Below are 12,917 nucleotides of genomic sequence, written 5' to 3'. Positions count from 1 at the left end.
TCGGTGCGCCATTATGGTCCACACTTGTCGCATGCCGGGACTGCCGCCGACTCATGAGTTCTTCGCGCGTGCAGCGCTGTCGGCCTATGGCCGTGACGGCGAGACACCGCTGCGGCTGCTCAGCCTGTCCGAGAACGCCACCTACCTGGTCGACGACGACGAGCCGATCGTGCTGCGTGTGCACCGGCCCGGCTACCACTCACTGGAGGCGATTCGCTCCGAGCTGGCGTGGATGCAGGCACTACGCGCCGAGACCTCGGTCGCCACACCGGAGTTGATCGCGGCCCGGGACGGGACCGACGTCGTGGTCGCCGAGTTCGACGGCGGCGCGCTGCACGTCGACGCAGTGACGTTCGTCGAGGGCTGTACCGCCGAGGAGGATCCCGAGGCCGTCGGGTTCGACGAGCTCGGCCGGCTCACCGCCGTCATGCACTCCCATGCGAGGAACTGGACCTTCCCTGCCGACTTCACCCGCTTCCGCTGGGACCTCGAGACGATCCTCGGTCCGCAGGCCCGCTGGGGCAATTGGCGCCTTGCTCCGGGTCTCACCGACGACGATCGGGCCCTGATCCAGCGTGCGGTCGACGACATCACCGCCAGGCTGACCGAATTCGGCTGCGGGCCGGACCGATTCGGGCTCGTGCACGCCGACCTCCGCCTGGCGAATCTGATGGTCGACCCCACCGATGTGGCAGCCGGTATCACCGTCATCGACTTCGACGACTGTGGCTGGTCGTGGTATCTCGCCGACCTCGGGGCGGCGGTGTCGTTCATCGAGGACACCCCGGCCGGTGAACGCATCATCGCCGAATGGCTCACCGGCTATTTCGAAGCCGGATCGTTCCCGGCCGAGGACCTGGCGTTGATCCCGTCGTTCGTGATGATGCGACGGATCATGCTCACCGCCTGGATCGCGTCGCACCATGACGCCGACGCGGCGATCGGCGTCGGTGAGCAGTTCGCGCCGAACACCGCTCGGCTCGCCCAACGTTATCTGGAAGACCCCACGTGGCTAAAGGATGCGATAGCAGAAGGGATTGCGCGTGTTTGATCTGCAGTCGACCGCGGTCGTGGTGACCGGTGGTAGCAAGGGCATCGGGCGGGGGATCGCCGCGGTGTTCGCCACGGCCGGAGCCAACGTGGCGATCGCCGCGCGATCCGCGGCCGAACTCGACGCCGCGGTGGCCGATCTCGACGCATTGGGTACCGGGAAGGTGATCGGCGTGCAGACCGATGTCGCCGATCCGATGTCCTGCGCCAACCTGGCGGCAGCGGCCGTCGACGCCTTCGGCGGCATCGACGTCGTCTGTGCCAATGCCGGTATCTTTCCCGACGCGCCGCTGGCCACCATGACCCCGGCGCAATTGTCGGAAGTTCTCGACGTCAACGTCAAGGGCAATGTGTTCACCGTGCAGGCCTGCCTGGACGCGCTCATCGCATCCGGGCGCGGCCGGGTGATCCTGACGTCGTCGATCACCGGGCCGATCACCGGGTTCCCGGGCTGGTCGCACTACGGCGCGTCGAAGTCGGCACAACTGGGCTTCATGCGCACCGCCGCAATCGAATTGGCTCCGCACGGCATCACCGTCAACGCGGTGCTGCCGGGCAACATCTACACCGAGGGCCTGTACGACAAGGGTGAGGAGTACATCGCGGGCATGACCGCGGCGATCCCGGCGGGCACGTTGGGCAAGCCGGAGGACATCGGTCATCTCGCCGCGTTCCTGGCCACGGTCGAGGCCGGCTACATCACCGGACAGGCCATCGCGGTCGACGGCGGCCAGGTGCTGCCCGAATCGCCGGATGCGGTGCGCCCCTAGTCCGATGGAGGAGTCGGAGGGGGGACCGATTGCCGAGGATGTGCGGCGACGCATCCTCTCCATGCTGGCGCAGGGCACCCTGCGGCCAGGATCGCGGCTGGGTACCGAGCGCGAGATGGCCGATCGCTTCGAGGTCTCCCGGTCCACCCTGCGCAGCGCGCTGCTGCCGTTGAGCCGGGCCGGCGTGCTGGAGCGCCGAACCGGCCGCAACGGTGGCACATTCGTGCGGGCCGATGTGGTGGAACGCAATGCCGCCGAATTGGCCGGGCTCCCAGCGAGGTTGCGCAGTGGCGGGCACACCAGTGCGACCCGCGTGCTGGCCACCGATCGCAGGCCGCCCACTCCGGCAGAGGCCGCGGCACTGGAAATCGACGATCGCCGAGAGGTTTTCGCGATCCGCAGGCTGCGCTACGCCGACGGGGTACCGCTGTCGGTGGACTTCTCCTGCTTCGTTGCCGATCACGTCGTCGATCTGCTGGAACAACCACTCGGCGGCTCGCTCTACGAGTTGTTCGCCGTCCGCTACGGCCTGGTGCCCGCCACGTCCAGCGAGACCATCGAGGTGGTCAGCGCCAGCCCGCGTGAGGCGCAGTGGCTCGGCGTCGCGCACCGGCGCCCGCTGGTGGCGATTACCCGGGTCACCCGCGACGCCGCCGATCGGCCGTTCGAGTACGCCTACGACCTGTTCCGGGCCGACCGGGTGCGGTTGACCGCGACAACCTCGACGGTCACCGCGCGGGAACGCAGGGGCACCGATGGTCGGGTAGAACGCTCGGTCAGCAGCGCCTGACCGGCTAGGGTGAGTGCGTGACCAAACCCGTGATCGAATTCCCCGACGGCCCGGCACCCACCGAACTGGTCATCAAAGACCTGGTGGTGGGCGATGGCGACGAAGCCAAGCCCGGTGCTGTCGTGGATGTCCACTACGTGGGTGTCGAGTACGACACCGGTGAAGAGTTCGACAGCTCGTGGAACCGCGGGGAGTCCATCTCCTTCCCGTTGCGTGGGCTGATCCAGGGCTGGCAGGACGGCATCCCGGGCATGAAGGTGGGCGGCCGTCGGCAGCTGACCATTCCGCCCGAGCAGGCCTACGGTCCGGCCGGTGGCGGACATCAGCTGTCCGGCAAGACGCTCATCTTCATCATCGATCTGCTGGCCACCCGCTAGCTCGACGTGCGGGCTGCTCCGCCGGCATGTGTAATGCCTCTGTGAGCAGCCAACCACGCAGTGCGATCCTCACCGGCGCGTCCGGCGGGATCGGTTCGGCGATCGCGGCGATGCTGCGCGAGGAGGGTTTCGCGACCACGCTCGTCGGTCGTGATCCGGACAAGCTTTCGGCGGTGGCGTCATCGCTGCCGGACGGGCCGCCCGTACACACGCTGTCGGGATCGCTGGCTGATGACGGGTTCCTCGACCGGATCGTCGACGAGCACACCGCGCGGCACGGCACGCTAGACCTGCTGGTCAACAATGCCGGCGTGGCGGGTGCTCGCCCGGTCGGTGAGATCACCGCGGAGTTTTTGGACGAGCAGCTCGCCGTGAACCTGCGCGCCGTCATCATGCTGACGAGCAAATGTCTGCCAATTCTCAAAGAGGCTGTGCAGGAGCGCAAGTCGGCGCAGGTGGTCAACATTGCGTCGAACGCGGGCAAGCGCGGCGAGGCCGGGCTGGCGTCGTATTCGGCGACGAAGTTCGGCGTCGTCGGGTTCACCGAGTCATTGCACGACGAGTTGTCCACCTCCGGGATCAAGGCCACCGCGATCTGTCCGGGCCTGGTTAACACCCCGATGGCCGACGGGTATCGCGACACCGTCGGTTCCGACGAGATGATTGCCCCCGCCGATATCGCCGAGGCGATCCGGATGACCATCCGGGTGTCTCGCAGCTGTGTGGTGCCCGAGATCGTGTTGCTGCGCCCGATCGAATGGCTGCAACCACCCGGTGCCTAACTCGGCACGTAGCCCAATGCCGGATCGACGACATTGTGCAGCTGCTCGCCGCGCCGCCAGCGCGCCAGGTTGTCGGTGAACACTGCCATCATGTCGATCTCGAACCCGATGTAGTCCCCCGACATATGCGGGGAGACAAGCACATTGGGCATCGACCATAACGGCGAGTCCACCGGCAGCGGTTCGACCTCGAACACGTCCAGTGCCGCGCCGGCGATGGTCCCGGACGTCAGCGCTTCGACCAGATCCGCCTCGACGACCGTCGGCCCGCGACCGACGTTGACCAGGAATCCGCGTGCTCCCAGCGCCCTGAGCACCTCGGCGCCGACCAGTGCGGTGGTCGCAGGCGTCAGCGGTGCGGCCAGGACCAGAAGATCCACCTCCGCGGCCACCGCGACCAGATCGGAGTCACGGCCGACGAGGGTCACGTCGACGTCGAGGCGCTGTAGCCGCTCGGCGATCGCCCGGCCGATCGAGCCGGTGCCCACCACGGCGGCGGGGGTACCGGCCAGCCGCCCGGTGGTCCGGTACTGCCAGCGGTGGTCGCGCTGCAAAGCCAAGGTGTCGGCAAGGCCCTTGACGTGGCTGAGCACCGCGGCGACCACCCACTCCGAGATCGGGATGTCGAACACCCCACGAGAGTTGGTCAGGGTGACCGCCGCCAGCTCGGGGCAGATCAACCTGTTGACCCCCACCGAGGCGGCGTGCACCCAGCGCAGCGTGCTGGTTCGGCGCAACAGCGCACCCAGCTCGGCGAAGCGGTGGTCCCAGATGTACAGCACCTGTGCGCCTGCCAACTGTTGGTCGGTGGGTGTCGCGCCGACTTCGACCACCTCGACGTCGGCAGGAATCAATTCCAGCGGGGGCGGGGGCAATTCGGGGTCGGGCTCGGTGAGGACCAGCACGACGGGGCGCTGAATGGTGTTGATTTCGCTAGGCTATCTCCAGACGAAGCGAGGTGCAGGATGGACGCTGACAGTGCGTTCCTCGACCCGGACGCCGCCGAGCCGGTCATCGCCGATCCGATCGAGTCACGGGCCCACCGCAAGCGCCGACTGGCGTTGGCCTACCGGGTTTTCGGCGCGATGGGGTGGGGCTCGCTGGGCGACGGGCACATCTCGGCGCGTGACCCCGAATACCTCGACAGTTTCTGGCTCGGACGCTACGGGGTGCCGTTCCGGTTCATGACCCCCGAGGATCTGGTCCTGGTACATGCCGACGGCACGGTCGAGGGCGGGGGCCACATCAATGTCGCCGCCTACTACATCCACGCCCCGGTACACGAGGCCCGTCCCGACGTCATCGCCGCCGCGCACTGCCACACCCCTTACGGCACACCGTTTTCGGCGGAGGTGACCAAGCTGACCCCGATCTCGCAGGAAGCGTGTGCGTTCTTCGACGATCACGAGATCTTCGACGACGAGGAAGTCAACATCGGCTCCACCGACGGCGGTAAACGCATCGCGGCCGCCATCGGCGAATGTAGGGCGGCGATCCTGCGCAATCACGGGCTGCTCACCGTGGGGGAATCGGTCGACGCCGCCGTCGGCTACTTCCTGCTGATGGAGCGCTGCGCCGAGGTACAGGTCAAGGCGCGGCACGCGAAGCCGATCAGCGCCGAGGCCGCGCGACGGGTGCACGACATGTACGACGAGCTCGCGGCCTGGCAGGTATTCCAGTGGGCGCAAAGGACATACGTGCCGGACGCGAGCTGATGGTCAGCCGCCCGCCACCATCAGGCTCAGCAGATCGAACACCACCGTCGCCGCCGCGATCGATGTGATCTCGGCATGATCGTAGGCCGGCGCGACCTCCACGACGTCCGCGCCGACCACGTGGAGCCCGTCCAGCTTGCGGAGCATCCGCAGCAGTTCCCGTGAGGTCAGGCCGCCCGATTCCGGGGTGCCGGTTCCTGGTGCGAAAGCCGGGTCGAGGACGTCGATGTCGATCGAGAGGTACACCGGCAGATCGTCGACGCGGCGGGCGACGACGTCGACGGCAGCCTCGACACCCATGACGTCGAGGTCGCCGGCCCGGATGATGCGAAAGCCCATCCTGGCGTCGTCCTCGAGGTCCATCCGGTCGTAGATCGGGCCGCGGATGCCGACGTGGATCGAATGGTCTTCGACCAGCAGGCCCTCCTCGAACGCCCGGCGGAACGGCGTGCCGTGGGTGACCGGAGCGTTGAAGTAGGTGTCCCAGGTGTCCAGATGAGCGTCGAAGTGCACCAGGGCAATTGGTCCGTGCACGGCATGCAGCGCACGCAGGTTCGGCAGCGCGACGGTGTGGTCACCGCCGATCGCGACGAACCTGCGCCCGCGGGCGCCGATGATGTCGCGCATGCCATTCTCGATCTGGGTGCAGGCTTCCGGGATGTCGAACGGAGTGATGGTGACGTCGCCGGCATCGACGATCTGCATGGCTTCCAGTGGCGCGACGCCGAATTCGACGTGGTAGCCGGGACGCAGGGTGCGAGCCGCTTGGCGGACGGCCATCGGCCCGAACCGAGCCCCCGGGCGGTAGGACGTGCCGCCGTCGAAAGGCAAACCCACGACGGCGATGTCGTAGTCGCCGACCTCGTGGATATCGGCGATGCGGGCGAACGTGCCCTTGCCGGCGTAGCGGGGGACCTGCGTCGACGGCAGCGCGCCGATGGGCGGCTCGGCCATCAGTGGTGGTGATGCGGTCGGGGGCTGCCTTCGCCACGGCGGCGGGCCTCTTCGCCCTCGGCGATCAGCCGGAGCTGTTCATCGACTTCGCGCCCGGCCAGCAAGGGTTTCATCGGATCCCACGTCGTGCCTTCGGCTTTGTCCTTGCGGCGTCGCGCGATCGCCGACACCACCTCCAGGATCACCCGATTGCCGAGCAGTGCGGTGATGTCGGCGTGGTCGTACGGGGGTGCCACCTCGACGACGTCCACGCCGAGGACCGGAAGCTCGTAGCAGATCCGCCGGACCGCGTCGAGCAGCTCCCGGGCCGAGAAGCCGCCCGGCTCAGGTGTTCCGGTGCCCGGCGCGTGCCCGGGATCGCACACGTCGATGTCCACCGACAGGAATACGCCCTCGCAGTCCGAGGTGGCGATGTCGAATGCCTCGGTCAGGCAGGTCTCCAGACCGCGCGCGACGATCTCGGTCATCTCGTAGGATCGCAGGCCGTGCGCCGCCATCCACTGCAGGACCGGCTCGTCAGGCCAGTAGCCGCGCAATCCCAACTGCAAGAACCGGTCTCCGCGCAGCGCACCGGATTCGATGAGCCTGCGCATCGGGGTGCCGTGCCCGATGAGTGAGCCGTTGTGAATATCCCCGGTGTCGGCGTGGGCGTCGAAGTGGATCATCGAGACCTTGCCGAACCCGTGGTGGCGGGCCACCCCGGTGTGGTCGGGCCAGGCGATCGTGTGGTCGCCGCCGAGGATGATCGGGATCGCGCCCGCCGCGCTGATCTTGTACACATCCTCTTCGATCAGCTGCACGGCCTGTTCGATATTGCCGCTGTAGAGCATCACGTCGCCGGCGTCGTAGACCTTCAGGTCTTTGAGGCCGTCGACCCGCAGCGCCAGGCTGGGGCGCGAACCGTCCTGCGGTAGATAGCAGGCCTGGCGCAGGGCCGACGGTCCGAACCGCGCGCCGGAGCGGTAATTCGTGCCGCCGTCGAGCGGGGCGCCGAGGATGACGATATCGGCGTCGGCATAACTGGACGGGTCGGTGAGATCGCAGCGGGGGACACCGAGAAACGTGATGTCGGGCCCGAAGAGGACTCCTGCCATGTGCGTTGCCTTTCGTTAGTCAGGTGTCGTGCAGGGCGATGACGGCGGTGAAGGCGTGCCGAAGGGTGGCGCGGATCCGCCGCTTGTCCACCGGCCCCAGCGGGCGGTACAGATTGTCGATCTCCAGGCCTGCCATCACCGCCATCACGGTGCGGGAGTCGAGTTCGGGCTGGCGCGAGCCGAGCTCACGAAACAACCGGCTCAGTGCGGGAATCATTGCCGCATACCAGGCTTCGAACATCGGCCGCAGGCGCTCGTCGCGGCTGGCCTCGGTGACCAGTTCGTAGCGGGTGACGATGGCGCCGCGCGGTGTGCTGAACCCGTCGATGATCATGTCGGCGACCAGATCGGCGAGCTGCTCGGGTGACATCGACGGTTCGAGACGCTCCGCGGTACGCACGACGCGGTCGATCTCGCGATCCGACAGTTGGGCGAACGCCTGCGCGATCAGATCGGACTTGTCGTCGAAGTAGTAGCTCAGGGCGCCCAGCGGGATCTGAGCCTGATTGGCCACCAGGCGCATCGACAGACCCGCGAGGCCGACCTGAGCCATCACCTCGATCGCGGCGTCGATGATCTCGGTACGGCGCGCCGCACCACGGGCGGTGGTGCCCGCCGTCATCCCTGATGCTTCAGGGCGGAGAAGTCGGTATCCCACATCCAGGCGGGCTGACTCTGCCAGCCGGAGTAGCCCTTTCGGGCCGCGACAGTGTTGTACAGATCGGACAGGTTGATCCAGCAGAAGGAATCCCGGTAAGCCTTGGCCGCGTCGACGTAGAGAGCCTGCGACTTCGCCGCGTCGGGCTCGGCACTGCCGGCGTCCAGGAGCTTGTCGGCCTCCGGAACCGAGCAGCCCTGAATGTTGACCGGTGCGTTGGTGTACTGGTAGATCCGCGACCAGGTGTCGGGATGCGCGGCGTCAGGATTGAACGAGGCGAGCATCAGATCCGGTCGCTGGTCCGGGTTTTGGGGCAGGGCGAAGAGCTGGGCCAGCGGAAAATCGCGGACGGTCGCCTTGAACCCGGCTCCCTGCAGGATCACCTGGATCTGGTTGGACAGGTCCTGCAGGCTGCTGTCGCCGGACGGATAGCCGATCGAGACATCACCACCGGCCTTGCCGAGCGCGGCCAGCTTCGAGGGGTCATAGTCGTGCTTGTCGGGAACCGCGCCGTCGGGCAGCATTCCGATCGGATAGAACTGGGTGGATGGGGCGCCTTGCGCACCGAATGCCTGTGTGGTCAAGGCGGTTTGGTCAAGACCGGCGCTCAACGCGGCCCTCGCTTCGCGGGAAGCGAAGACCGGGGAACTCGGACTGACCATCACCAGCGCCTTGACCAACGCCTTTTCCTGAAGAACCTCGGTGTCCGGGCCCGCGCTCAGCGCTTCGTAGTCGCCCTTGGACAATCCGTGCAGGACCATGTCCAGCTGGCCGTTGCCGAGCTCGAGGCGCTGCACCGCCGAGGCGGTGATCACCGGCATCTGCACCGAGGTGATCTGGCCGGCCGTGCCCCAGTAGTTCTTGTTCGCGCTCATCGTGTAGTGGCTGGCCGGTACCGCCTCGGTCAGTTCGTAGGGCCCGGTGCCCGCGGTGTGCGACGCCAGCCAGGCCGACGCGTGATCGTTGCCGGTGGCGTGCTGGGCGACCGCGGTCGGGCTGGTCATCAGCGGTCCGTAGGGCGAGGCGAGGTAATCCAGAAACGGCGCAACGGGTTTGGTGAGAGTGACGACGAAAGTGTGCGGATCCGGCGTCTGCATGTCCTTGACGTCGGCCAGCATGTAGGCCGGCCCGCCGGCCATGTCGACGCGCCGCTGGAAGCTGGCCTTGGCGGCCGCGGAGTCGAACGGTGTGCCGTCGGAGAACTTGACGCCGTCGCGCAGGGTGAAGGTGTAGGTCAGCCCGTCGGGGGTGACGTCCCACTTGGTGGCCAGCAGCGGTGCGATCTTCGTCGACCCCGGTGCGTACTGCAGTAGCCCCTGGTAGGCCGACGTCATGATCAGCAGACCCTCGGGCTGATAGAAGGTGTCGGGGTCCAGCGGCGGCGGATCGGACATCAGGGGAGTGCGCACCGTGGACGCGGCTCCCGCGGCATCGTTGGTGTTGTTGGTCTTTCCCGAACAGGCGGTGCCGGCCAGCAACAGCGCGGCGATCGCCAGGGGTGCGATTCCCGACCTGAGTTTCATGCGACGAGTCTCGGGGCAGCTGATTTCGGCGGTGTGACATGGCGGTTACCACCTTGTACGAACGTCCAAGATTTGGACGATTGACCTAGAAATGCCCGCTGCGGAGCCTTACCCTCGGCGAAGCACAGCCGAAATCCGAAGGGAGCAAGCACAATGCCCGCTACGCCACGTGCGTTCGATCTCACCGGACAGGTGGCCTTGGTCACCGGGTCGAGCAGCGAGATCGGCATCGGCTTTGCCTCGGCCCGGTTGTTGGGCCAACTCGGCGCCGCGGTGATGGTGACGGGGACGACCGAGCGGGTCCACCAGCGTGCCGAGGAACTCACGGCCGAGGGTATCCAGTCTGCAGCGCACATCGCCGACCTGTTCGACCGTGACGCGGCCGCCGGGCTGGTCGAGGCCGCCATTGCGGCGTTCGGCAAGCTCGACATCCTGGTGAACAATGCCGGCCTGGCGTCGGTGTACAGCCCCGAGGAACCGAACCCGTTGATGGTGATGACCGACGAGGAGTGGTCACTTGCCTTGCGGCGCAACCTCGATAGTGCGTTCTACGTCACCCGCGCGGCATTGCCGGGGATGGTCGAGCGCAACTACGGCCGCGTCGTCAACGTGGGATCGACGGCCGGTGTGCTGACCGCATACGCCGGCGATGTCGGGTATCACACCGCCAAGGCCGCGATGCTGGGGATGACCCGGTCCCTGGCCGTCGACTACGCCAAGACCGGGATCACCGCCAACCTGGTACTGCCGGGCTGGATCGCCACGGCGGCCCAGCTGCCGTCGGAGGTCGCTGCGGGAAACGCCACGCCGATCGGCCGGTCGGCCAGCGCCGACGAGGTCGCCTCCGGGGTGGCCTATCTGGCCACGCCGGGCGCGTCCTACGTCACCGGCACCACGCTGATCATCGACGGTGGTAATGCCATCTGCGGGGCCACCCCCGCTGCTTAGTGTGGCGCGGGCAGCCGCAGCACCAGGCGCGCACCGCCGAGTGCACTGTCCTCCAATGCGGCTGTGCCGCCGTGCAGTTCGGCCTGCTGAGCTACCAGTGCCAGACCGAGCCCGGAGCCGGAGTGCGACGCGGTCGACCCGCGGGCGAAGCGCTCGAAGACCGCCGTGCGTTCGGCCTCCGGTAGCCCGGAGCCGTTGTCGTCCACGGCGATCTGGACGCCCTCTCGCGAGCTGACCGCCGACAATACAACGCGAGTCGCGCCGCCGTGCTTGACCGCGTTGGCGATCGCGTTGTCCACCGCCAGCCGGAGCCCCGCGGGCAGGCCGATGATGATGCATGTGGGGGAGGGCGCCAGCGACACCTCGAGGTCGGGGTACACCCGCATCGCGTCGTGCGCGGCCCGGTCGAGCAGCTCGGTGATGTCGACCGGCACCTGGTCGGCCTCGGTCGAAAGTTCGCCCTGGGCAAGGCGTTCCAGCGCGCCGAGGGTGGCCTCGATGCGGTTCTGGGTACGGGTGACGTCGCCGAGCAGTTCCGCGCGCTGCTCGTCGGTCACGTCCAGGGTGGCCAGGATCTCGATGTTGGTGCGCATGGCGGTCAACGGCGTGCGCAGCTCATGGGCTGACACCGCGGCGAAGTCGCGTGCCGAAGCCAGCGCGGCCTGGGTGCGCTCCTGCTCGGTCCAGATGCGTTCCAGCAGATCCCTGATCGCCTCGCCGATCTCCACCGCCTCGGTGGCACCGCCGATTTCGAGATCGGGCGCCTTGTCACCGGCCTGGATCTCCCGGGTCTGGGCGGCCAGTCGCCGCAACGGCCGCACCGCGAATGTGGCCAGCGCCCAGCCGAGCAGGGCGGCCGCGCAGACGGCGAACACACAGATCACCAACACCCGCCGATGCAGATTGTTGGTGTCGGCGATGGTGTCGTCAAAGGTCGCGCCGACCTCCAGCGAGGTGGCTTCCGGGTAGGCGAGTTCGACCGTGCGCACCCGGTAGCGGACACCGCCGACCTCGGCTGTGCCGTAGTCGGAATCCAGCCGCGGCAGCACGACATCGGAGTTGGACCGGACGGTGTCCCCGCGGCGCACGGTGATCACCACGTCCTGATCGTTGGGCGACGGCGGGATCTGGTCGAGCCCGCGAGGCACGAACGGGACCGCGAAACCCGCCGCCTCGTCGAGCCGGCGGTCGAGCCGTTCCAGACGGTCGTTGGTGATACCGATCCAGACGATGGTGCCGACAATGGTCACCACGATCGCCGCGCCGATCGCCGTCGCGAAGGCCACCCTGGTCCGCAGAGACGGCGTGCGGCGAAAGACCCGCGCGAGCTTCACGGGGTCACTGGGTGCGTAATACGAAGCCCACGCCGCGCACGGTGTGCAGCAGTCGGGGCGCGCCGCCGGCTTCCAGCTTGCGGCGCAGGTAGCCGATGAAGACGTCGACGACGTTGGTGTCGGCGGCGAAGTCGTAGCCCCACACCAGTTCGAGCAACTGGGCGCGGGACAGCACTGCCGTCTTGTGCTCGGCCAGCACGGCCAGCAGATCGAACTCGCGCTTGGTCAGGTCGACGTCGACGCCGTTGACCCTGGCCCGCCGGCCGGGGATGTCGACCTCGAGCGGGCCGACCTGAATGGTCTCCGAGGAGAACGTGGCCGTCGCGCCCCGCCGCCGGAGCAGGGCCTTCACCCGGGCCACCAGCTCGGCCAGCACGAACGGTTTGACCAGGTAGTCGTCGGCCCCGGCTTCCAGACCGGCGACCCGGTCGTCCACCGAACTGCGGGCCGAGAGCACACAGACCGGCACGTCGTTGTCCATCGCACGCAGCGCGGTCACCACGCTCACGCCGTCCAGCACCGGCATGTTGATGTCGAGGATGATCGCGTCGGGTCTGGTCTCGGTGGCCGAGCGCAGGGCTTCGGCGCCGTCGACGGCGGTGGCCACCTCGAATCCGGAGAGGCGCAGCCCGCGGTCCAGCGAGGCGAGCACATCGGGATCGTCATCGACCACCAGTACTCGGGGTGCGGCCGAACTACTGTCCATGGGCCCCATCTTGCCTGATCGACGGTCGTACCAGTGGGAGGCAGCCACGACACGGCGACGTGCGGCGGAAGGGTTTGACCTCAATGATTGTTGAGGTTCTAACGTGGCCGATAACCGATTGCGGCGCGTGGAATCATCGAATGCGGGGGAGTCGTGTCATACGTGCCGCATATGTTCAGCGGTGATCTGTATCGAGGGAAATGGTTGATGGGGTGG

At 67.5% G+C, this 12,917-nt stretch carries 14 protein-coding genes; 7 read left to right on the top strand and 7 right to left on the bottom strand.

Going from position 1 to position 12,917, the window contains the following annotated elements; all coding sequences use genetic code 11:
- Positions 1 to 31 precede the first annotated feature (31 nt).
- The 5 genes from EV580_RS10820 to EV580_RS10800 are packed head-to-tail and all read left to right on the top strand — an operon-like array spanning position 32 to position 3,769.
- Positions 32 to 1,051 carry a phosphotransferase enzyme family protein gene (locus tag EV580_RS10820; protein ID WP_133691189.1) on the top strand — a complete coding sequence of 340 codons (1,020 nt, stop codon included), beginning with the start codon at positions 32 to 34 and terminating at the stop codon, positions 1,049 to 1,051.
- Positions 1,044 to 1,820 (top strand): 3-oxoacyl-ACP reductase FabG, encoded by a 777-nt coding sequence (gene fabG / locus EV580_RS10815; protein ID WP_133691188.1) that lies wholly within the window; start codon positions 1,044 to 1,046, stop codon positions 1,818 to 1,820. The genes EV580_RS10820 and fabG overlap by 8 nt, the downstream gene beginning before the upstream one ends.
- Positions 1,821 to 1,824: 4 nt before the next feature.
- On the top strand, positions 1,825 to 2,610 hold the full coding sequence (locus tag EV580_RS10810) for a GntR family transcriptional regulator (protein ID WP_133691187.1): 786 nt from the start codon (positions 1,825 to 1,827) through the stop codon (positions 2,608 to 2,610).
- Positions 2,611 to 2,627: 17 nt separating this feature from the next.
- Positions 2,628 to 2,987, top strand: coding sequence for an FKBP-type peptidyl-prolyl cis-trans isomerase (locus tag EV580_RS10805; RefSeq protein ID WP_133691186.1), 360 nt, complete (start codon positions 2,628 to 2,630; stop codon positions 2,985 to 2,987).
- 41 nt (positions 2,988 to 3,028) lie between these two features.
- Entirely contained in the window at positions 3,029 to 3,769 is a 741-nt protein-coding gene (locus EV580_RS10800) for an SDR family oxidoreductase (protein WP_133691185.1), read from the top strand.
- Here the strand turns inward: EV580_RS10800 and EV580_RS10795 are convergent.
- Complete coding sequence (locus tag EV580_RS10795) at positions 3,766 to 4,674, bottom strand: D-2-hydroxyacid dehydrogenase (RefSeq protein WP_208114599.1); 909 nt, start codon at positions 4,672 to 4,674, stop codon at positions 3,766 to 3,768. The two genes, EV580_RS10800 and EV580_RS10795, sit on opposite strands and share 4 nt — an antisense overlap.
- A 60-nt stretch (positions 4,675 to 4,734) precedes the next feature.
- Between EV580_RS10795 and EV580_RS10790 the strand changes: the two genes are divergently transcribed.
- Positions 4,735 to 5,484: a class II aldolase/adducin family protein gene (locus tag EV580_RS10790; RefSeq protein ID WP_133691183.1), complete on the top strand. Its 750-nt coding sequence runs from the start codon at positions 4,735 to 4,737 to the stop codon at positions 5,482 to 5,484.
- A gap of 3 nt (positions 5,485 to 5,487) precedes the next feature.
- On the opposite strand, the gene speB (EV580_RS10785) is transcribed toward EV580_RS10790, so the two are convergent.
- The 4 genes from speB (EV580_RS10785) to EV580_RS10770 are packed head-to-tail and all read right to left on the bottom strand — an operon-like array spanning position 5,488 to position 9,713.
- Positions 5,488 to 6,438, bottom strand: a complete 951-nt coding sequence (speB, locus tag EV580_RS10785) for an agmatinase (protein WP_133691182.1) — start codon at positions 6,436 to 6,438, stop codon at positions 5,488 to 5,490.
- Positions 6,438 to 7,532, bottom strand: coding sequence for an agmatinase (gene speB, locus EV580_RS10780; RefSeq protein WP_133691181.1), 1,095 nt, complete (start codon positions 7,530 to 7,532; stop codon positions 6,438 to 6,440). The genes speB (EV580_RS10785) and speB (EV580_RS10780) overlap by 1 nt, the downstream gene beginning before the upstream one ends.
- 19 nt (positions 7,533 to 7,551) lie before the next feature.
- Positions 7,552 to 8,154 carry a TetR/AcrR family transcriptional regulator gene (locus EV580_RS10775; RefSeq protein WP_133691180.1) on the bottom strand — a complete coding sequence of 201 codons (603 nt, stop codon included), beginning with the start codon at positions 8,152 to 8,154 and terminating at the stop codon, positions 7,552 to 7,554.
- Positions 8,151 to 9,713 (bottom strand): ABC transporter substrate-binding protein, encoded by a 1,563-nt coding sequence (locus tag EV580_RS10770; protein WP_133691179.1) that lies wholly within the window; start codon positions 9,711 to 9,713, stop codon positions 8,151 to 8,153. Before EV580_RS10770 ends, EV580_RS10775 begins: the two co-directional genes overlap by 4 nt.
- 153 nt (positions 9,714 to 9,866) lie before the next feature.
- Here EV580_RS10770 and EV580_RS10765 point away from each other — a divergent pair, with 153 nt between their 5' ends.
- On the top strand, positions 9,867 to 10,661 hold the full coding sequence (locus EV580_RS10765) for an SDR family NAD(P)-dependent oxidoreductase (RefSeq protein ID WP_133691178.1): 795 nt from the start codon (positions 9,867 to 9,869) through the stop codon (positions 10,659 to 10,661).
- Here EV580_RS10765 and EV580_RS10760 read toward each other — a convergent pair.
- Positions 10,658 to 11,995 carry a HAMP domain-containing sensor histidine kinase gene (locus tag EV580_RS10760; RefSeq protein ID WP_133691177.1) on the bottom strand — a complete coding sequence of 446 codons (1,338 nt, stop codon included), beginning with the start codon at positions 11,993 to 11,995 and terminating at the stop codon, positions 10,658 to 10,660. The two genes, EV580_RS10765 and EV580_RS10760, sit on opposite strands and share 4 nt — an antisense overlap.
- A gap of 4 nt (positions 11,996 to 11,999) precedes the next feature.
- Positions 12,000 to 12,701, bottom strand: coding sequence for a response regulator transcription factor (locus tag EV580_RS10755; RefSeq protein ID WP_005139558.1), 702 nt, complete (start codon positions 12,699 to 12,701; stop codon positions 12,000 to 12,002).
- Positions 12,702 to 12,917: the final 216 nt, after the last annotated feature.

Origin of the sequence: Mycobacterium sp. BK086 (assembly GCA_004362315.1) — a bacterium.
Lineage (GTDB): Bacteria > Actinomycetota > Actinomycetes > Mycobacteriales > Mycobacteriaceae > Mycobacterium.
The sequence above is the reverse complement of the archived record's forward strand: the minus strand, read 5'-3'. Positions and strand labels throughout refer to the sequence as shown.